The sequence below is a fragment of the Salinimonas profundi genome (genome assembly GCF_014750655.1).
GTDB lineage: Bacteria > Pseudomonadota > Gammaproteobacteria > Enterobacterales > Alteromonadaceae > Alteromonas > Alteromonas profundi_A.
On sequence record NZ_JABBXD010000002.1, the window covers coordinates 608,335 to 628,777 of the forward strand.

Genomic DNA, 20,443 nt, shown 5'->3' on the forward strand with positions numbered 1-20,443 from the left:
CCTAGCCATAACGGCCGGTGATGTAATCTTCCGTCTGCTTTTGTTCAGGCGTGGTAAATAAGGTGTCACTATCACTGTACTCGATAAGCCGGCCCTGATGTAAAAACGCCGTGTAATCGGACACCCGCGCTGCCTGTTGCATATTATGTGTGACAATAATGATGGTACACCGGTGTTTTAGTTCAGCAATCAACTCTTCGATAAATAATGTGGTCAGCGGATCCAGCGCTGACGTCGGTTCATCAAGTAGCAGGATATCGGGTTTCAGCGCCAGTGCCCGCGCAATCACGAGACGTTGCTGCTGGCCACCGGACAGCACAGAGGCAGACTCAAACAAACGATCTTTAACCTCTTTCCATAACGCAGCATCTTTAAGCGCCCGCTCTACAGCATCATCCAGCTGACGACGCACTTTAATTCCCTGGAGTTTTAATCCGTAGCACACATTCTCATAAATACTCATAGGAAAAGGATTCGGGCGCTGAAATACCATGCCTACCTGCGTGCGAAGCTCAGAGACATTTTGTTTTTTATTATTAATATCTCTGTCACCGATATAAATCTGTCCCTGATACCGGCACTGAGGGTTGAGATCATTCATGCGGTTAAAGCTGCTGATGAGTGTGGATTTACCACAACCGCTTTGTCCAATAAGCGCGGTGACGCGGTGTTTTGGAATACGCATGGAAATATTTTCAAGCACATGCTTATTACCAAATTGCAGGCTCAAATCTTCCACCCGTATAGCTGTCAGGTCATCACTGAGATTGTCTAAATCAAGGTGCTCGTGATCAAATAGCTTAAGCATGCCTACCTTCTTTCGTAACGTCGACGCAGCCTGGCCCGTAGCAAAATAGCCAGAATGTTTAGGATAAATACGACCACCAGCAGCAGCAGGCAGGCGGCGAACATCATTGAGGCACTTTTTGCATCAGTCTGACTATGAAAAGCACCATCGTATATTAACACGCCCAGATGCATAAACTGGCGTTCCAGATGAAGATACGGAAATTCTGCGTCTACCGGCAGGTTCGGGGCAAATTTGACCGCACCGACCAACATGAGTGGCGCGACTTCACCGGCAGCACGGGCAATGGCCAGAATCACCCCGGTCATGATGCCCGGCGAGGCCATTGGCAAAATCGTATGCCACACCGTTTCAGCTTTAGTGGCACCCAATGCATAGCTACCTGCTTTCAGTCCCTGAGGTACATTGCGAAGACCTTCCTCCGTGGCTACGATGACCACAGGCAGTGTAAGAATAGCCATAGTCAGGGCTGCCCAGAAAACACCGGGAGTCCCCATGGTCGGCGCAGGCAGTGATTGCTCAAAAAAAAGCTGATCCAGCGACCCGCCTACCCCATAGATGAAAAAACCCAGACCAAAGACGCCATAGACAATCGATGGCACGCCTGCCATGTTACTGACGCAAATCCGAATAATCGAAGTCATGGCGTTATCCGGCGCATATTCATTGAGGTACACGGCCGCCAGTACCCCGAACGGGGTCACGATGATGGTCATTAAAAACACCATCAGCACCGTGCCGAACAGCGCCGGAAATACGCCCCCTGCAGTATTGGCCTGTTTGGGCGATTCGGTTAAAAAGCGGCCCACCCGATTGAGCGCCACACCCAGCTTGCCCACAGCCGTTAGTTGCCCGGTATGCTCAAGACTGTAAACGTCCATCAACGGGATGGAGATGTCGTCGCCCTGCGCCAATTGAAGATTCAGCCGGTAGCTATCCCGCTGACGTTCAAGCTCAAGAACCTGTGAATGCCACCGGTCAAATGCTTTGTTGAGCTTTTTGCGCGCCGGCGCATTTTTGCTGACCTTTCGCTGATCTAACTCAGTTAACTGAAGATGAATCTGCGATAGCGCATCATCCCGAATAGCAGTGATACGCGCGTCAATCTGCGCCACGTTTTCTCGTACAGCGTCGATACGCGCTACCGCTATGCTGGTACTTTCAGGAGACTCAACACTGACCGGTTCGGCTAATACTACGCGGCCATCTTTTAGCGCTACGCGGGCAGCTTCGGGTGCACGCGCTAAAGAAAGTGTTCTGTTACTCTCAAGTAAGATCTGGCGACCATAGGGCGACTGGGCATCAGATAACTGCAGCCAGCGCATTTTCTGACCGTCCTGCATATATTCACTCTGAATCTGCGCAAAAACCGTTTTAGGCTGATCATCAACACTCGATAAAAAGCTAACCCGGTGCACATCCTGGGGCCAGAAATACCCACCACCTCGGGCGGCTATCAGCAATACGATACTGATCATAGCCAGTAGCAGCAGGCCGGTAAAAAAAGCACCGGCACCAATAAACAGGGCTTGTCGCTGCCCCTGACTAAACAAACGTCTGCTTTTATTCATAGCGTAAGTGCCTGCGTAAGCGTTGCCTTAGCAACTCTGCCACAGTATTTACCAGGAACGTAAAGCCAAAAAGTATACATGCGGTAAAAAATAAAATCTGATAGTGAGTACTTCCTACGTCTGCTTCCGGCAATTCTATTGTCAGGTTGGCGGTGAGTGCCCGTAACCCTTCTAACAGATCCCAGGAAGCGATGGGCGTATTACCGGTTACCATTAGCACAATCATTGTTTCACCAAAGGCGCGCCCAAACCCGAACATCGTAGCCGCCAAAATGCCCGGTGTTGCCACATGCAGTACCACACGTCGCAATGTCTGCAAACGGGTGGCGCCTAATGCAAAAGACGCCTGTTTAAGATCGGCAGGCACACCGGCTATCGCATCTTCAGTCAACGTGTAAATGCTCGGAGAAATGGCAATACCCAGGGCGATAGCCACCACTACGGCAGTCTTGCCCACCGGGCTCTGCGTTTGGGTGGTTAATGCCGCAATATGCGTTTCACCCAAAAGATTCAGAATCCAGGGTGGTGCCCACACCATACTGGCATAACCAAGAATAAGAATGGCGATAATTGCCACCAGTAGTTCCAGTCCCGGCGGCCAGTCGCCTGTGCGATGGGCAAGGTACTGTTGTGCCAAGGCTGCGATAACAAGAACAAAGGGCACAGTGACCAGAAAAAAGGCAATCGCAAACAACATATTTGTCGCCAGTGGGGAGAGCCAGATTGCAGCAATAAACCCGATTAACACGGAGGGTATTGCCTCAAGCATTTCTATGCCTGGCTTCACCAGCTGCCGTAGCCGGCTGCGGGCAAAAAAGCCGGTGTAAACAGCGGCGCCAACCGACAGCGGGATAGCAACCAGTAACGCCAGTAATGAGGCTTTCAGACTACCGATGAGCAAGGGTGACAGGCTGTACTTCTGCTCCTGAAAGTCAGACGCACTAGATGTTTGCCACACATGCCGGGGCTCGGCATACCCTTCATATTGCTGGGGACTGAACAACGATTCCCAGGTTGTGACGCCCGACAGATAATCAATCTGATAACGTGCCAGCGTTTCAGTTGAAAACAGGTACAGACGGTCGGCGTACCAGCTGATTCCGGAAGCGGACACTGGCATTCGGATTTGCGATACCTGCTCGCCAGTCAAGCGATTAAAAAGAAGTAATTGCTTACTTTCAATAATCATTGCCAGCGCGTTACTGCTTGGATGCGCGGCAATAGCGATTGGAACTGAATCAATAAAAAACGCGTAAGTTGGCGTAAAGGCTAACGTGCCACCGTCATTGTACAGCACCCAGCGGGTCACTTTGCCCTGCTCTGATGCGGTAAAAAACGTCCGGTTTTTAGCGATACTTTGCCACCACACAAGGTCCTGTGGCATGGCTGCGGTGCGCAGCATCACGCCTTCAACATCATAAAATGACAAGTTTTCTTTTGACAGAGTGACCAGTTGACCGACATTCGGCAGCACCAGTATTGGCTGCGCCTTGTCGAATGCCTGATCAAATACGCGTGTCGGATCGCTCTGGTCAATCCAGCGAACATACTGATGCGTATCGGTAGTAATAGTGGCAACGATCCAGCGTTCAGATAACTGAACATCCCAGCTCTTACGGTTCTGCCAGCGAGCCTTATTCAACGCGAAAGAAAAGCCCATGTCAGGCCCTGTGCTGCTGCTTTCAATCGACGCGCTTTTCGGTGTTGGATTATTCAATCCTCTCAGGCCTGACACACGTAACAGTCCAGAGGCTGAAACCGTTACCAGGTAATGTTCTCCGGCCAGGTTCACCACGGTCGCTTCGTGCTCGCAGGGGTGATGAAAGGTTCTGGACGTTTTCAGACTTTGTTTCTCTGGCAATGCAAGTGTGACGGCACATTGTGATGTGCTGAGCATTGCAGGCTGACCTTCACCAAGATCGCCGCTACCGATAAAACGCGTGTCGGCAGCCGCTTTGTACGTCATTTTATGAGAGATTTTGGGGGTTAACGCCAGAGGTAGTGCCTGGCTGATAAGATGGGTAATCAGAATCAGCATCGTCAGCAGCACCAGGCCGCCAAATGCGGTGACCATAATTCGCATCCGTTTATCTTTGCGCATGCGTTGCCTGGTTTTAATTTTTATCGTGGAATTCATGCTGTTAACGGCACTTTTAAGATGCAAATTACGGTGGTTAGCCGCCCATGATGTGGTATTTTAGCTACTATTATCAAGTGAAAGTTGTCTGTCAGCAACCGCAACCTGTCAGGCGTCCGAACAGGATACCTGCCCACTGTTATTAACAGGAGTGTTTATGCAACCAGTCGTGATTTCAATCATGGGAAAAGACAAAGCAGGGATCGTTGATACCATTGCGAAAAATGTATATCAGCATGGTGGTAACTGGCAAAGCAGTAGCTTTGCACACATGGCCGGCATGTTTACCGGGTTTGTCGAGGTGCAGGTGCCTGAAAACCGACATGAAGAACTGGTCGCCTCACTTAACGGTATCGCAGATTTGTCGGTACAGGCGGTGTCGCTGAAAAACGCGCAGGATAGCTTATCCGATACCCTGACTGTTGAGGTAATGGGTAATGATAAACCGGGCATCGTTCAGGAACTGACCTCTACGCTTAACCAGTTCAATCTAAACATCGTTACGTTTGATTCAGGGTGTGAAAGTGCGCCCAACTGGGGCAGTCTCATGTTCAAAGCAAAAGCGGTTGTCCGGGTGCCGGAAGATTTTGATGAGGTCCGTCTGCAGTCAGCTCTAGAAGCGCTGGCCAATGATCTTGTTGTCGATATTTCTACCCAGATGTAAGTCTTTGGTGTGTCACTGGCATGTCACGGAAAGCTGACATGCTTGGCCCATTTTTACCAAATAACAGAAGAGCAACATGGAATCGCAGACGCTTTATTACTCAAAAGAACTGAGCTGGCTGGCATTTAATGAGCGGGTCCTGCAGGAAGCTGCAGACGAAAACAACCCGGCGGTGGAAAGAATTCGCTTTCTGGGCATTTACTCCAATAATCTGGATGAGTTTTATCGGGTTCGTGCTGCAGATGTAAAACGCCAGATCACCATCGCCCAAAACGACGGCAATGAGCAGGAAGCCCTGGAAAAAACAGCGCTGATGGAGCAAATCCAGAAAAAAGTGGTGTCACTGTCCGAGAAGTTTAACCAAATCCATAAAGATGTGGTGAAGACACTTGCTCGCTACAATATTTTTATTTTACGCAAGAACGATCTGGACGATTATCAGCGCACCTGGGTGCGCAATTTTTTCGTCAACAAAATCCTGCGCCATATCGCGCCTATCCTAATAGACAAAAAAACGGATCTGCTTAGTCGTCTTAACGGCACGGCGGTGTATTTGTATGTGGCTATCCGTCGTAAAGACCGCAACACCCGTTACGCCGCCTTACAAGTGCCCACCCAGGAGATGTCGCGGTTTGTACAGATACCGCCACAAAAAAGTCGCAAGAAAAAGCATATTGTGCTGCTCGACGATATTATCCAGCTGTGTCTGGAAGATATTTTTCGCGGCTTTGTAAAATATGACTCGCTGGAAGCCTACTCGTTTAAAATGACCCGCGACAGCGAGTACTCAATTAACGATGAAATTGACGAAAGCTATGTCGAAAAAATGTCTGAGAGCATGAAACAGCGACTGATTGCTGAGCCTGTCCGGGTAATTCATGACAATCAGATGCCTTCAGATATGGTCAAGGATTTACGTAAACGCCTGAAGATCACATCACTGGATACCATGCATGCGGCGGGACACTATCGTAATTTCAAAGATTTTATTGGCTTTCCCAATGTTGGTCGTGAGTACCTTGAACATCAGACACTACCAGCCATTGATACCTCTGAGTTTTCCCGCTTTAACACGGTGTTCGATGCGATAACAGCGCATGACATATTGCTGTATTACCCTTATCACCGCTTTTTGCACTTTACCGAATTTGTTCGACAGGCTGCCTTTGACCCCAGCGTAAAGTCTATACGCATTAATATTTACCGGGTGGCCAGTAATTCACGGATTGTTAACTCGCTGATTGACGCCGTGGACAATGGTAAAAAAGTGACGGTGGTGGTGGAGTTACGGGCTCGCTTTGATGAAGAAGCTAATATTGAATGGTCCAAGCGGATGACGGATGCCGGGATTCGGGTGGTGTTAGGTGTTCCTACACTGAAGATTCATAGCAAGCTTTGTCTGGTATCACGGGAAGAGCGCGGCTCGCTGGTTCACTATGCGCATTTTGGTACCGGTAACTTTAACGAGAAAACCGCAAAAATATATACCGACTTCAGCCTCTTTACCCGTAATCAGGAACTGGCGGAAGAAGCAGTGAATGTGTTTGATTTGATTCAATACCCTTATCGGCGATATAAGTTTCAGCATTTACAGATCTCACCTTTGAATGCGCGGACAAAAATCCAGTCGCTCATCCGCCAGGAAATTCAGCACCTGAAAGAAGGCCGGAACGCCCAGATTACCTTCAAACTCAACAACCTGGTCGACAAGGAACTTATAGATGACTTATATCGCGCCAGCCAGGCGGGTGTGAAAATTCGCGGACTGGTGAGAGGAATGTGTTCTCTGGTACCCGGTTTAAAAGGAATCAGCGATAATATTACGTTAATCTCTATTGTTGATCGCTTTTTGGAGCATCCCAGGGTAATGATTTTTGGCGAAGGGGATGAACGAAAAGTATTCATATCATCAGCCGACTGGATGACGCGCAATATGGATAATCGGATTGAGGTGGGTTGTCCGATTTATGATAAACGCCTGCAGCAGCGTATTGTTGATATTATTGAGTTGCAGTTTCGCGATACACTAAAAGCCCGGCAAATTGATAAAGATCAGCGTAACCATTACGTGCGTCGGGGTAACCGTAAAAAATTACGCTCTCAGATAGAGATTTACGATTATCTGAAGAAGCTGGAACAGTGAGTAGTTAGATGACGCAACAAGAGTCTGCACTGGTGAATGTTGAGAGCCGGGAAGTGAGTAAAGTCGCCGCCCTGGATATCGGTTCCAACAGTTTTCATCTGGTGGTGGCCCGCATTAATGCCGGGTCAGTACAAATTCTTCACCGGGTGAAGCAAAAAGTCAGACTGGCCAGTGGACTCAGTGATGATGGCACATTAAGTGATGAAGCGATTGACCGGGGACTGGCCACACTTCAGGTGATTGCAGAAAGCCTGAAAGGCTTTGAACCAGATTCGGTCAGGGTAGTCGCCACCCACACATTACGACGGGCCAGAAATTCCCGTACGTTTATTCGTAAAGCGATGGCGGTATTTCCCTATCCCATCGAAATCATCACCGGCGAGGAAGAGGCTCGGCTTATTTATTCTGGTGTGGCACACACCAGTCACAATGAGGGTCGCCGTCTTGTCATTGATATTGGTGGCGGCTCAACAGAATTTGTCATCGGCGAGGCGTTCACCCCTGCCGTATGTGCCAGCCTGCAAATGGGCTGTGTCTCATTTACCGAGCGATTTTTCAAAGACGGCGCGCTGACTCAAAGTGCGTTCAATAAAGCCATTACGGCCGCGCAGCAAGAACTGGAACCAATTCAAACCCGATTATTAAAGCTGGGCTGGGATGGTTGCATCGGTACCTCCGGCACCATCAAAACGCTGTATAGCCTGGCCCAGCGTGAGCGTACGAATGGCCATGATGTTCCGGTTACCGCAAAAAGCCTGAAGTCACTGGTTAAAGCATTCGTCGAGGCAGGCCATATCGATAATCTCACGATGCCGGAAATCAGTGAGGACCGGCGCAATGTCATTGCCGGTGGACTGGCGATATTACTTGGTGCGTTTAAAGCGCTGAAGATTAAAGGGTTACACTATTCATCCGCGGCGCTACGGGAAGGCGTGTTATATCAGATGGAAGATGAGCTGCATAATGCTGATATTCGCAGTCGTACTGCTGCCAGTCTGGCGACACGCTACGATATTGATACGGCACAAGCCAACATGGTACTGGGCACCTCACGCTACCTGTTTGAACGCTGCGCCAAGGTGTGGAAATTAAAGCACCGTGATTTTCGCAGTATGCTCAGCTGGGCGGCCACGTTGCATGAAGTCGGTCTACAGATTAACTCTCACGGCGTGCAACGTCACTCTGCTTACATCCTGGCTAACGTCGATATGCCGGGCTTTACGCAGGAACAGCAACAACTTCTGGCAACACTGGTTCGTTTTTATCGCAAAAAAATCAAAACCGCTGAAATTCCCGAGTTTAACCAATACGATGTTAAAAGCGTGCGCCGCCTCATCGGGCTGCTGCGTTTATCTGCTCTACTGAATATTAAACGTCAGCAAATGTTTTTACCGGATTTTGATGTTGAGGTGACCAAGTCCTCCCTCGCCCTGGTTTTTCCCGAATACTGGCTCTCACAGCGCCCTATTCTTTCGGCTGATCTGGAACAGGAACAGGACTACTGGAAAGCCATCGACATGGTTTTGTCTGTTCGATAGTTGGGATCAAACACAACAACCTTATCACGGCCCGAAGATTTTGCGTCGTAAAGCGCTGAATCCGCGCGATCAATAGCGGCAAACAAATCGCAGTCTCTGGCGACATCGGCAAGACCAAAAGACGCTGTCAGGGCGATCGAATGGGTATCGATGACCAGGGGTTGCAGAGCAACGCGCTGTCTAAGCCGTTCAGCAAGTTTGGCGGCATCTTCAATAGTGCAGCCGGGCAATACCACCAGAAACTCTTCCCCGCCCCAGCGAATCAATACATCACTGTCACGCAGTTCTTGCTGCAGTTGATACGTAAAATGATTAAGTGCATTGTCACCGGTGAGATGACCATAGCGATCATTTATGCTTTTAAAATGGTCGACATCGGTAACCAGAACACATACTTTTTCACGATGTACCTGCATAGTGTCGACAAATGTTGACGCATAATCCTGCAGGTAGTGTCGGTTGTGACATTTGGTAAGCGGATCCTGATAGATTTGTTTTCGCAGTCTGACGACCAGCGAGTGAATAACAGACGCCGCAAATCCCAACATGACATTAAGCATTAGAATCACCACCACATTCATTGCCAACAACATTTGCTGCGCGCCCGATGTGACCGCATCCAGCAGGTATACCGGAATACTGATCATACACACAACAATATTAACCCACAGCAAATGACACAGTACGCGATCGCCGGGGTTGCGCCGGTCCATTGAACGGTATTTGGCACGCAATGCCAGGACCTGCGGAATAAACACACTGATGGCCAGTAAGGTGTCTGAAAACCAGAAGGGTGTTGCCAGCCAAAAGGCCAGTACAGAGAGTAGCTGGACAGTAACGAGGTGACCAATAATCCATGCCATATGCGACGGGCGCGGTTGATTTCCATGCCGCTTTACAACCGTGAAATACACCATATAGGCGGCAAGCGTGAAACTGATATTGCAGCCTGCAACATGCAGTGCTTGCATCTCCAGCGCACGCAGACATAAAAATACAAACCCCAGCCACAGAAAAAATAAAAATAAGCGGGCGTAATATGCCGCGCTGGCTTTATCTGGTTGTGAGGGTGAAGGCAAAGCATAAGAAAATACAATACCGATAAGCGCAAAGGCACCCACCATTGCGGTCAGTATTGTAATTAAAATTGCCTCTTCCACGTCATCTTTATCCGTTATCAGCCCGAGTCACACCATTAATGCCCTTACAGCAAAAACGAAGTCATAGCGTATAAGATAAACTGAGTGTAGACCCCTTTAATTTTTTTAATAATTGTTAATTAGTCGTAGATGAAAGCGGCTGGTAAGCAGGCTCAAGCACCTGAATATGCGTCAATACAAACGTCTTCGCTGGAAGACGCCAAACACTGGTGTGTAAAATAAAAACGCCCGGCAATAAAACCGGGCGCATGATTGTTTATGAAAGCCTGTCGGCCTTTACGCTAGCGGGTATTAACGTTTAGACGCCTGATAAATCGACTCGATAGCGTCATCCAGCGACTTTTCAAATTCTTCCTGTGACTGCTGTGCGCTGATTCCTTCTGTCAGAGCACGGGAGAAACTCGCGATCATACCTGTATTTTCAGCCAGCTTTTTATTAGCGTCTTCACGGCTGTAACCACCGGAAAGTGCGACTACTTTAATCACTTTGGGGTGATTAATCAGGTCTTGATAAAAATTTGCTTCATCAGGTAATGTCAGTTTCAGCATGACATATTCACCATCGCCCAGCGCATCCAGCTGCGTTAGAATCTCCTTTTTCAGGATGGTTTCAGCCTGTGATTTTTCAGCACTATTGATGTCCACTTCAGGCTCAATGATAGGAACAAGGCCTGCGGCGATGATTTGACGACCTACCTCGAACTGCTGTTTAACCACTTCTTTGATACCCGCTTCATTGCCCAGTTTGATCACTGAGCGCATCTTGGTACCAAATACATTTTGAGCGGTGGCTTTTTCCAACAATGAAACCAGTTCAGGCATAGGTTTCATTGTCTGAACACCGTCTTTTTCGTCATTCAGACCTTTGTCGACTTTGAGGAAAGGCACAACCTGCTTTTCTTCCCACAGATAACGCGCACTCGACTTACCCTCTATCTCACGATCCAGCGTGTTTTCGAAAAGAATTGCGCCCAGAACGCGATCGCCGTTAAAAGGCTGGCTCGTGATAATGCGCGTACGCATCTGATGCACCATATCAAACATTTCGTCATCATTACTGTACTGGGATTCTTCAATCCCATATAGACGAAGTGCTTTGGGCGTACTACCGCCACTTTGATCCAATGCCGCGATAAAACCATCAGCTGTTTTAATTTTATCCAGCATAGCGTGCTGTGCTTGTGATGCCATGAGCAACACTCCTTATTGTGACTGCTGTAAAGAGCAGGTGTAGGGTTTATAGTTTTTATCGGCGAACGTCACTGTCCGCCGAACACAGAATCTCTGTGTGTCGTTGTTTTATTTATTGATTTTTTTCTTCTAAAACAGCGACTGCCGGTAATGTTTTACCCTCTAGAAACTCCAGAAAGGCTCCACCACCGGTTGAGATGTAAGATATTTTATCAGCGATTTCATATTTATCTACTGCTGCCAGCGTATCGCCACCACCGGCAATTGAAAACGCATCACTTTGGGCGATCGCTTCTGCGATACCTTTCGTTCCGGCACCGAACTGGTCAAACTCAAACACGCCAACCGGACCGTTCCAGACAATCGTACCCGCATTTTTAAGAATAACTTTTAATGCATCTGTGGACTCCGGACCAATATCAAAGATCATGTCATCATCAGCCACTTCCGCAACGGTTTTCAGATGCGCAGGTTCATCCTCAGAAAACTGCTTTCCGACGACGACATCTGTCGGCACCGGGATATCACCGCCGTTGCTCTGTGCATCTTTTATCAATGATTTAGCTTCATCGACCAAATCCATTTCCACCAGCGACTTGCCGACATTGTGTCCGTTTGCCGCAATGAAAGTATTTGCAATACCGCCACCTACAATAAGCTGGTCCACTTTTTCTGCCAGCGACTTGAGTACCGTCAGTTTAGTTGACACTTTAGAGCCGCCGACGATAGCCACCATCGGGCGTTTGGGGTTGTCCAGAGCCTTGCCCAACGCATCAAGTTCTGCTGCCAGAAGCGGCCCGGCACAGGCTTTAGGGGCAAACTTTGCCACACCATGGGTAGAGGCCTGGGCTCTGTGCGCGGTGCCAAATGCGTCCATCACGAAGATATCGCACAATGACGCATACTGCTTCGCCAGCGTGTCGTCATCTTTTTTCTCGCCCTTGTTAAACCGGACATTTTCAAGAATAACCAACTCACCCGGCTGAACATCCACACCGTCGAGATAGTCTTTAACCAGTCTTACTTCAACATCAAGCGCGTCATTCAGATAATCGACGACCGGCTGAAGCGAGAATTCAGATTCAGGCTCACCTTCGGTGGGACGTCCCAGATGCGACATCACCATCACCGCCGCGCCGGCGTCCAGCGCCTTCTGAATAGTCGGCATTGATGCCTTAATTCGTGCATCAGAGGTCACCGCGCCGTTTTTTACCGGCACATTGAGATCCTGACGGATTAACACCCGCTGCCCCTGCAACGAGAAATCCTGCATAGTTGGTATAGCCATAACGTCTCCCTAATAGCGTTAGAGTGCTGTTTTGGTCACAGCAAACAAAAATTTATCCTGCACTACCCGCATGATACATCGCCTGAGCAGTATCAATCATACGATTAGCGAATCCCCACTCATTGTCACACCAGACCAATGTCTTGGTTAACTGTCCGTGACTGACACGCGTTTGTGTTCCATCAACAATACAAGAGTGCGGATCGTGATTAAAATCTACCGAAACCAGCGGTTCTTCGGTGTAATCCAAAATACCGGACAAGCGACCTTGCCTGGCCTGTTTAAATACAGCATTCACCTGATCAATACACACATCTTGCGCCAGTGTGACGCTTAAATCCATTGCGGTGACGTTGATAGTGGGCACACGAACCGCAATGGCTTCGAATTTACCGGCAAACTTTGGCAAAATTCGCTCGATGCCGCGGGCAAGGCGCGTATCTACCGGAATAATCGACTGACTGGCAGCACGGGTTCTGCGCAAGTCATCATGATAAGCATCAATGACCATCTGGTCGTGCATGGAAGAATGAATGGTTGTGATGGTGCCGCTTTGTACACCGAAGTGCTTATCAAGCACCTGAATGACCGGCACGATACAATTTGTCGTACATGATCCGTTCGACACCAGACGATGCTCTGGCAATAATGTATCTTCATTACTACCAAAAATGATGGTGTTATCTAAATCATTACTGCCGGGCTGCGAAAAAAGTACCTTACCTGCACCGGCTGCAATATGCTTTTGGCCGGCTTCGCGATCGGCGTACACGCCGGTACATTCAAGTACAATGTCTACCGCCAGCTCTTTCCATGGCAAGTTATCAATATTCTCACAAGCGGTAAGCGCGATGCTATCGCCTGCCACCTGTAACGTTGTATTTTTCAATGCCACATCAAAAGGAAACCGCCCGTGGGCGGTATCATATTTTAACAAATGCGCCACGCCCTCTGGCTTGGCTATCTCATTAATTGCAACAACACGTATGTGTTGATTGCGCCCTGTTTCATACAGGGCGCGTAACACATTGCGTCCAATGCGGCCAAAGCCGTTGATGGCAACTCTTACCATTAACCGTTCGGCCTACAGCAGCGATTTAGCAGCATCGACCACTGCGTCAGTCGTGATATTGAAGTGCGCAAATAAATCACCTGCCGGCGCAGACTCGCCAAAGGTGTCCATGCCAACAATTGCACCGGTATAACCCACATATTTATACCAGCTGTCTTTTGACAGGGCCTCTACCGCTACCCGACGACTGACCGCAGCTGGTAATACACTTTCGCGGTATTCGGCAGACTGACTGTCAAATACATCGGTAGATGGCATCGACACAACGCGTACTTTGGTTCCCTGCTCAGACAGCGTTTGCGCAGCCTCAACAGCAAGTTGAACTTCAGAGCCCGTACCAATCAGAATGACATCCGGCGTACCTTCACAATCTTTCAGAATGTAGCCGCCTTTTTCAATCAGCTTGACCTGCTCAGCGGTACGTTCCTGTTGCGGTACGCCCTGACGGGTAAAGACCAGCGTTGTGGGGCCGTCTTCACGCAGTATTGCCTGCTTCCAGGCGACCGCTGACTCGACCTGGTCACATGGACGCCAGTTATCCAGATTCGGTGTAGAACGTAATGCCACCATTTGCTCGACAGGCTGGTGTGTCGGGCCATCTTCGCCCAGTCCGATGGAATCGTGCGTATAAACAAAAATGCCCGGCGACTTCATCAAAGCGGCCATGCGTACGGCATTACGGGCATACTCCATGAACATCAGGAACGTGGCACCATAGGCTTTAAAGCCGCCGTGCAGACTAATACCATTCATCATGGCCGACATGGCAAATTCGCGTACCCCGTAGTAAATATAGTTACCGCTGGCATCACCGGTTTCCACGCCTTTACTGTCATCCCATAGCGTCAGGTTAGATGCTGCCAAATCGGCTGAACCACCCAGCAGTTCAGGCAGTACCGGGCCGTAAGCATTCAGCGTTGCCTGAGAGGCCTTACGGGTTGCCACGGTTTCAGGGTTTGCCTGTAACTTAGCAATGTATTCATCTGCAACTTCAACAAAATTTTCCGGCGCTTTATTCGCCACACGACGTTCAAACTCGGCGGCCAGCTCAGGGTACGCTTTCTTATAGTCTGCAAAGGCGGCTTCCCAGTCAGATTGGGCTTTTTGTCCGCGCTCCTTGGCATCCCATTCAGCATAGACATCTGACGGCACTTCAAAGGCTGGAGCAGTCCAGCCCAGCTCCTTACGGGTAAGTTCAATTTCATCTTCACCCAGCGCTGCACCGTGTGAGCTTTCTTTACCTTGTTTGTTTGGCGAGCCAAAACCGATAATGGTTTTACAGATAATCAGTGTTGGCTGCGTTGTATTGGCCTGCGCCTCTTCTATAGCTTTTCTGACCTGATCAGCATCGTGACCGTCAACGTGCTCAATCACCTGCCAGTTGTAGGACTTAAAGCGAGCCGCTGTGTCATCGGTAAACCATCCCTCAACTTCTCCGTCAATAGAGATACCGTTGTCATCATAAAAGGCAATCAGCTTACCCAGGCCGAGTGTGCCTGCCAGCGAACAGCTTTCATGTGAGATACCTTCCATCAGACAGCCATCGCCTAAAAAGGTATACGTGTGGTGATCAACAATGGCGTGGTTGTCGCGGTTAAACTGAGCGGCAAGTACTTTTTCCGCCAGCGCCATACCAACAGCATTACTCAGACCCTGGCCCAGCGGACCGGTAGTGGTTTCAACGCCCGGTGTATAGCCATATTCAGGATGGCCCGGTGTTTTTGAATGCAACTGGCGGAAGTTTTTCAATTCTTCGATTGGCAGATCATAGCCGGTAAGATGCAGCAGTGAGTACAGCAGCATTGAGCCATGACCATTTGACAGCACAAACCGGTCGCGGTTTGCCCATTGTGGATTAGTAGGATTGTGCGACATGTAATCACACCACAGAACCTGCGCAATATCGGCCATTCCCATAGGCGCACCGGGGTGGCCTGATTTAGCTTTTTGTACCGCGTCCATACTAAGGGCACGAACAGCATTGGCGAGTTCTCGACGAGTGGGCATGTTATCTCCTGATTTTGTTCCTACGGACAAAAACATACGTAAGCAGTATTTTTTAGCTCACAGAAATGTTGTGACCGCTGTTTTAACAGTAAAACTATTTTTACCTAACCACCTGCCCACTGCAATGTGTTTCGTTAAGGCAGGCTGGTTTATGCAAATTTGATAAGCGATTGAATAAAAAACATCACAGATGTCAACCAAACGTAACAAATGGACTTTTAGACGTCCAGAAGTAGAGACTGGTAATTTATACTGAATCGCGTACAATCCACACCTTTAAAGTGTCACATTTTACGGAGACGTTATGGCAACGCAGTTATTTACCTCCGAATCGGTCTCAGAAGGCCACCCGGATAAAATTGCAGATCAAATCTCTGATGCCGTTCTAGATGCAATCTTAGAGCAGGATCCGCGTGCGCGGGTTGCCTGCGAAACTTATGTAAAAACCGGCATGGTACTGGTGGGTGGTGAAATTACCACCTCAGCATGGGTTGATATTGAAGAACTGACCCGTCAGACCGTCAAAGATATTGGCTATACACATTCTGATATGGGCTTCGATGCTGACTCGTGTGCCATACTCAATGCGATAGGTAAGCAATCCCCGGATATTAATCAGGGTGTAGATCGCGCTGCTCCGGAAGAACAGGGAGCCGGTGATCAGGGTCTGATGTTTGGTTATGCCAGTAACGAAACTGACGTTCTAATGCCTGCGCCAATTACCTACGCACACCGATTAGTACAAAAACAGGCCGAGGTACGTAAGTCAGGAAAACTGGATTTTCTGCGTCCGGATGCCAAAAGTCAGGTGACCTTTGTTTACGAAAATAATCAACCTGTCGGCGTTGATGCGGTGGTATTGTCCACCCAGCATTGCGATAGCGTCACCACTGAACAGGTTCGCGAAGCGGTGATGGAAGAAATCATCAAACCAGTGCTGCCAGAGCAGTGGCTTACTGACCGTACCCGCTTTCACATTAATCCCACCGGCCGTTTTGTCATCGGTGGACCAATGGGTGACTGCGGCCTGACGGGGCGCAAAATTATTGTAGATACTTACGGCGGCATGGCGCGTCACGGCGGCGGTGCTTTCTCAGGTAAAGATCCGTCCAAAGTTGACCGCTCTGCCGCCTATGCCGGACGCTACGTAGCCAAAAATATTGTGGCTGCGGGACTGGCGGATCGGTGCGAGATTCAAATCTCCTATGCCATAGGTGTCGCCGAGCCGACATCCATCAGCATTGAAACCTTCGGTACCGGTAAAGTGGATGAACAGACGCTGGTGGCGCTGGTGCGCGAGCATTTTGACTTACGCCCTTATGGTCTTATTAAGATGCTGGACTTAGAGCGCCCTATTTTTCGTCAGACTGCTGCTTACGGTCATTTCGGTCGTGATGCTTTTCCCTGGGAAAATACAGATAAAGCAGAGGCACTCAAAGCAGCCCTGTAATATTACGCTGCCGGCTCAGCATTCTGAGCCGGTATTTTTGTTTGCACATCAACCACCTCTTTATCCTTCCCCCTGCCCCCCGTTGTCACTGCACTGTTCAATTGTTAAACTTTAAAGTGATGAAAAAACGATCACTTAAATAAATTTCAACGTAGGAAATTTGTACTAAATGATAAAAATATATACCGCCACTTCCTCGCGAATCTGGGGTATCACATTATTATAAAAAGACACGCCGTATTATGCGGTCAGGGCATTTACTCAACGTTCGGATGTCGCTTTATGAAAGGTAAATATCTTTTATTTGCTCTAGCAAGCGCTTTAAGTACATCGGCTATTGCTGAAGAAGGCTTTAATTTCAAGCCGTTATCTTCGCAGGTAGATATTGTGAAGCAGGAATATCAGGCGGATGTATACTACAGAAATTATCGCTTGCCGAACTGGTCATTCGGGCTGAAATACGAGCGCGAAATGCCTTATCACCCCCTGTGGATTGACGCGATTGAAACATATCGGCCAGTAGACTCAATAAGACTACTGGCAAGACGTGCGCTACCTACAGCAAAATCACAGCGTGTTTTCGCTGCACTGCAAACCAGTAACAATCAAAACTACCAGTCCGTTCAACAGGTTTACATCCCCGATAATGCCGGTGTGGCGGCAAGTCTGGGTTGGGAACTGGGTGATGCTAACCGCTTCAATATGGCGGTTGAATATGAGTATCGCGCAGTCGGTGAGCTGGATATCTCAAGTATTGAGCTGGGCGTAAAGTATCATTTTTAATCTTTACCCGCCGTTTGTTTCTAACTGCCTGATGAAGAGATTAAATGCCCGACAATTGCCTCGACGTGAATATCGGTGGTATCAAACAGCCTGAAAGGCACATCATCACTGTTTATAAGCAAACCAATTTCGGTGCAGCCAAGGATGAATCCTGTCACTCCCTGTGCGGCCAGCGAATGCATAATCGCTAAAAAGCGCTGTTTTGCCATAGAGGTAACTTGCCCCTGACAAAGCTCATCGTAAATGATTCTGTGAATGTCCTCGCGCTCATTTTTTGCCGGCACCGTTACCGTTAGCCCCCTGTTCTGCAATTCGCCACGATAAAAATCCGCTTCCATTGTAAAGCGGGTCCCCAGCAGGCCAACATGCTTATGCTTTGCGTTTATGCAGGCACTGGCAGTATTTGATATCAGATTAATAAGAGGAACAGAAATGGCTGAGGTAACCGCGGGTGCACAGCGATGCATGGTATTGGTGGCAATAGCGACAGCTGAGGCGCCGGCAGCTTCCAGCCGACAGGCGGTATCAGCCATGAGCCTATCCAGCTTGTCCCACTGCCCGCGATGCTGCCAGTCGCAAATACTTGCAAAATCAAGGCTATGAATCAGTAAGTCAGCACTGTGCATACCGCCCAGCCGCGTAGCGATCTGCTGGTTGGCTTTTTTATAGTAAAGCAGGGTGGACTCCCAGCTCATCCCGCCAATTATCCCTACACGTTGTTGCTTCATTGCTGTCATGGATGATGTTGTCAAAACCTTGGGTTAACGATGACTTAATGACTGCATATACGTCAGCTGAATAAGCTCAGCATCAGAGCTGGCGCGATGACGCCGGTCATTGAACTGTGTCAGCAGTTGCTCTTTTACTTTGTCCCATACATCCATTTGCTGCTCTTTGAGCAAAAAATCCAGTGACGATACTCTGAAGTTCATCGACACGCCTGCAGCATCAAACAACTTAATCAGCCAGGGATAGTCTACCACCCAACCATCACAGTATACGATCGGCGTATCAATAAAATCGTTAAGCTTTTGACAAACCTCAGTGGCCGCCTGACCATAGGTATATAGATCGTCCCGACTGATACCGTGAAGCTGCTGTGCCTGCTCATCCCAGTGATGCCAGTCGTCAGCGGGTTTAATTAAACTGCAGAAGCGCTCACCGTCCGCACGAATGACGCCTACCTCAACCGGATAGCTTTTCGCACCAAATCCGGATGCCTCTATATCGATAATTGTCGGGGGTAACTGCGACATATGTGCGTATTCTCCTGGCGCTTTCACTGAAAAATTCACACACTGCGGCGTGATCGGACATTAAGATCTCAAGCATCAAAGTGTTATATTAAAAAAAATTCACACCATAAGTATAATTGCCTCGCACAAATAAGACGCTATGCTTCTACTACCTAACTTATTTGTCTGAAAGATTTATATTGATGGCTGTCCGTAATTATTTGTTTCTCATCTGCTTATTACTGTCTTTTTATGTAGTGGGATCGGTGCAGTCAGCGACGCCATCAAACGCACCACTGGTTATCGCCGTCGACGCAGATTTCAGCACTGTAGCCGCAGAAGGCGGTGAAGCGATTTATCGTGGCGCCCGGTTGGCGGTGGAAAATATTAATGAACAAGGCGGATTGTTGGGCCATCCGCTCAAGCTGGTTCGCTCTGACCACAGGGGCAATCCAGGCCGTGGTATCGCAAATATTAATCAATTGGCTGAGACGGAAAATCTGCTAGCCGTCATCGGCGGTGTACACACGCCAGTCGCTATGGCCCAGCTCGATGCAATACACAAGCATAATCTGCTTTATCTGGGCGCGTGGGCGGCGGGCACGCCAGTTGTTGATAACGGCTATGCCCCCAACAATGTTTTCAGGGTGTCGATTCGTGACAGCGAGGCAGCCAGTGTATTACTTCAGCATGCCAAATCCCGCGGACTCCATCGTGTAGCATTAGTGCTGGAGCGAACAGGCTGGGGGCGCTCCAATCATGATTCACTGCATGAGGCGGCCGCAAAACTGGATATCGACATTGTTAAAGTGACCTGGATAAACTGGCAGCAGTCAACATTTGCTCAGGATGCTGGCGCCATTGCTGACACCAACGCACAAGCTATTATTCTGGTGGCTAATGCTCCAGAATCGGCGGTAGTCGCACGCGCCGTTAAAAAACAATTTCCCGGGCCAATGCCAATTATTGCCCATTGGGGCCTGGCTGGCGGGGACTTTGTATCAATGCTTTCACTTCCTGTCCTGGCGACAATGGATATCAGTGTAATTCAGACATTCAGCTTTTTGCATCAATCCAACCCTGAGGCGCAATCTTTATTCACGCAGTACAAAAACCGATACGATAATGCTATTTCTCCTGAGTCTGTTCCGGCTGTGGTGGGCCTGGCCCATGCCTACGATTTAGTACACTTGCTGGCCACCGCGGTAAAGAGCGCTGAGTGTAAAAATACTGACGTTGTGCGCGATGCACTGGAAAACCTGCCTGCTATTCAGGGCGCAGTAAAACGCTATAGTCCGGCTTTTAGTTCCACGCGACATGATGCACTATGGTCGGATGATTACTTTATGTCACGTTTTGATAACATGGGAAATCTTATTCCCTATACGAGATAGCT

Annotated in this window: 16 protein-coding genes; 6 read left to right on the plus strand and 10 right to left on the minus strand. The window is 48.8% G+C overall.

The genetic code is table 11. The features are described 5' to 3' along the window. Position 1: 1 nt before the first annotated feature. Genes pstB through HHX48_RS07225 form a run of 3 tightly spaced genes read right to left on the minus strand, consistent with a single transcriptional unit; the run spans position 2 to position 4,480 of the window. Positions 2–808, minus strand: coding sequence for a phosphate ABC transporter ATP-binding protein PstB (gene pstB, locus HHX48_RS07215; protein ID WP_191023613.1), 807 nt, complete (start codon positions 806–808; stop codon positions 2–4). A 2-nt stretch (positions 809–810) separates the two neighbouring features. Beyond that, positions 811–2,379 (minus strand): phosphate ABC transporter permease PstA, encoded by a 1,569-nt coding sequence (pstA, locus tag HHX48_RS07220; protein ID WP_191023615.1) that lies wholly within the window; start codon positions 2,377–2,379, stop codon positions 811–813. Beyond that, positions 2,372–4,480 carry an ABC transporter permease subunit gene (locus tag HHX48_RS07225; RefSeq protein ID WP_191023617.1) on the minus strand — a complete coding sequence of 703 codons (2,109 nt, stop codon included), beginning with the start codon at positions 4,478–4,480 and terminating at the stop codon, positions 2,372–2,374. Before HHX48_RS07225 ends, pstA begins: the two co-directional genes overlap by 8 nt. Before the next feature lie 193 nt (positions 4,481–4,673). Here HHX48_RS07225 and HHX48_RS07230 point away from each other — a divergent pair, with 193 nt between their 5' ends. From HHX48_RS07230 to ppx, 3 genes are all read left to right on the plus strand, one after another. Next, positions 4,674–5,180: a glycine cleavage system protein R gene (locus HHX48_RS07230; protein ID WP_191023619.1), complete on the plus strand. Its 507-nt coding sequence runs from the start codon at positions 4,674–4,676 to the stop codon at positions 5,178–5,180. Between the two features lie 76 nt (positions 5,181–5,256). After that, entirely contained in the window at positions 5,257–7,323 is a 2,067-nt protein-coding gene (ppk1, locus tag HHX48_RS07235) for a polyphosphate kinase 1 (RefSeq protein WP_191023620.1), read from the plus strand. Positions 7,324–7,331: 8 nt separating this feature from the next. Continuing rightward, complete coding sequence (gene ppx, locus HHX48_RS07240) at positions 7,332–8,861, plus strand: exopolyphosphatase (protein WP_191023621.1); 1,530 nt, start codon at positions 7,332–7,334, stop codon at positions 8,859–8,861. Here the strand turns inward: ppx and HHX48_RS19040 are convergent. The 5 genes from HHX48_RS19040 to tkt all read right to left on the minus strand — a co-directional run bounded on the left by HHX48_RS19040 (position 8,822) and on the right by tkt (position 15,579). Then, positions 8,822–10,021 (minus strand): GGDEF domain-containing protein, encoded by a 1,200-nt coding sequence (locus tag HHX48_RS19040; protein WP_191023622.1) that lies wholly within the window; start codon positions 10,019–10,021, stop codon positions 8,822–8,824. The genes ppx and HHX48_RS19040 overlap by 40 nt on opposite strands. 291 nt (positions 10,022–10,312) lie before the next feature. Further along, a complete protein-coding gene (locus tag HHX48_RS07250) occupies positions 10,313–11,212 on the minus strand; it encodes a fructose bisphosphate aldolase (RefSeq protein WP_191023623.1) in 900 nt (299 codons plus the stop codon). Between the two features lie 112 nt (positions 11,213–11,324). Continuing rightward, positions 11,325–12,500 (minus strand): phosphoglycerate kinase, encoded by a 1,176-nt coding sequence (locus HHX48_RS07255; RefSeq protein ID WP_191023624.1) that lies wholly within the window; start codon positions 12,498–12,500, stop codon positions 11,325–11,327. 52 nt (positions 12,501–12,552) lie between these two features. Continuing rightward, entirely contained in the window at positions 12,553–13,572 is a 1,020-nt protein-coding gene (gene epd / locus HHX48_RS07260) for an erythrose-4-phosphate dehydrogenase (protein ID WP_191023625.1), read from the minus strand. Between the two features lie 12 nt (positions 13,573–13,584). Continuing rightward, a complete protein-coding gene (gene tkt / locus HHX48_RS07265; protein WP_191023626.1) occupies positions 13,585–15,579 on the minus strand; it encodes a transketolase in 1,995 nt (664 codons plus the stop codon). 304 nt (positions 15,580–15,883) lie between these two features. Between tkt and metK the strand changes: the two genes are divergently transcribed. Further along, positions 15,884–17,029, plus strand: a complete 1,146-nt coding sequence (gene metK / locus HHX48_RS07270) for a methionine adenosyltransferase (protein ID WP_191023628.1) — start codon at positions 15,884–15,886, stop codon at positions 17,027–17,029. A gap of 282 nt (positions 17,030–17,311) precedes the next feature. Next, entirely contained in the window at positions 17,312–17,812 is a 501-nt protein-coding gene (locus HHX48_RS07275; protein ID WP_191023630.1) for a hypothetical protein, read from the plus strand. A 20-nt stretch (positions 17,813–17,832) separates the two neighbouring features. Here the strand turns inward: HHX48_RS07275 and HHX48_RS07280 are convergent, their stop codons facing one another. Both HHX48_RS07280 and HHX48_RS07285 read right to left on the minus strand, forming a co-directional pair. Beyond that, a complete protein-coding gene (locus HHX48_RS07280) occupies positions 17,833–18,540 on the minus strand; it encodes an aspartate/glutamate racemase family protein (protein ID WP_223858098.1) in 708 nt (235 codons plus the stop codon). 33 nt (positions 18,541–18,573) lie between these two features. Beyond that, a complete protein-coding gene (locus HHX48_RS07285) occupies positions 18,574–19,068 on the minus strand; it encodes a 3'-5' exonuclease (protein ID WP_191023633.1) in 495 nt (164 codons plus the stop codon). A gap of 182 nt (positions 19,069–19,250) precedes the next feature. Between HHX48_RS07285 and HHX48_RS07290 the strand changes: the two genes are divergently transcribed. Next, positions 19,251–20,441 (plus strand): ABC transporter substrate-binding protein, encoded by a 1,191-nt coding sequence (locus tag HHX48_RS07290; RefSeq protein ID WP_191023635.1) that lies wholly within the window; start codon positions 19,251–19,253, stop codon positions 20,439–20,441. Positions 20,442–20,443: the final 2 nt, after the last annotated feature.

Coding starts and splice junctions, on each gene's coding strand:
- pstB (WP_191023613.1), bottom strand. CDS start 808: ATGCTTAAGCTATTTGATCACGAGCACCTTGATTTAGACAATCTCAGT.
- pstA (WP_191023615.1), bottom strand. CDS start 2,379: ATGAATAAAAGCAGACGTTTGTTTAGTCAGGGGCAGCGACAAGCCCTG.
- HHX48_RS07225 (WP_191023617.1), bottom strand. CDS start 4,480: ATGCGCAAAGATAAACGGATGCGAATTATGGTCACCGCATTTGGCGGC.
- HHX48_RS07230 (WP_191023619.1), top strand. CDS start 4,674: ATGCAACCAGTCGTGATTTCAATCATGGGAAAAGACAAAGCAGGGATC.
- ppk1 (WP_191023620.1), top strand. CDS start 5,257: ATGGAATCGCAGACGCTTTATTACTCAAAAGAACTGAGCTGGCTGGCA.
- ppx (WP_191023621.1), top strand. CDS start 7,332: ATGACGCAACAAGAGTCTGCACTGGTGAATGTTGAGAGCCGGGAAGTG.
- HHX48_RS07250 (WP_191023623.1), bottom strand. CDS start 11,212: ATGGCATCACAAGCACAGCACGCTATGCTGGATAAAATTAAAACAGCT.
- HHX48_RS07255 (WP_191023624.1), bottom strand. CDS start 12,500: ATGGCTATACCAACTATGCAGGATTTCTCGTTGCAGGGGCAGCGGGTG.
- epd (WP_191023625.1), bottom strand. CDS start 13,572: ATGGTAAGAGTTGCCATCAACGGCTTTGGCCGCATTGGACGCAATGTG.
- tkt (WP_191023626.1), bottom strand. CDS start 15,579: ATGCCCACTCGTCGAGAACTCGCCAATGCTGTTCGTGCCCTTAGTATG.
- metK (WP_191023628.1), top strand. CDS start 15,884: ATGGCAACGCAGTTATTTACCTCCGAATCGGTCTCAGAAGGCCACCCG.
- HHX48_RS07275 (WP_191023630.1), top strand. CDS start 17,312: ATGAAAGGTAAATATCTTTTATTTGCTCTAGCAAGCGCTTTAAGTACA.
- HHX48_RS07280 (WP_223858098.1), bottom strand. CDS start 18,540: ATGAAGCAACAACGTGTAGGGATAATTGGCGGGATGAGCTGGGAGTCC.
- HHX48_RS07285 (WP_191023633.1), bottom strand. CDS start 19,068: ATGTCGCAGTTACCCCCGACAATTATCGATATAGAGGCATCCGGATTT.
- HHX48_RS07290 (WP_191023635.1), top strand. CDS start 19,251: ATGGCTGTCCGTAATTATTTGTTTCTCATCTGCTTATTACTGTCTTTT.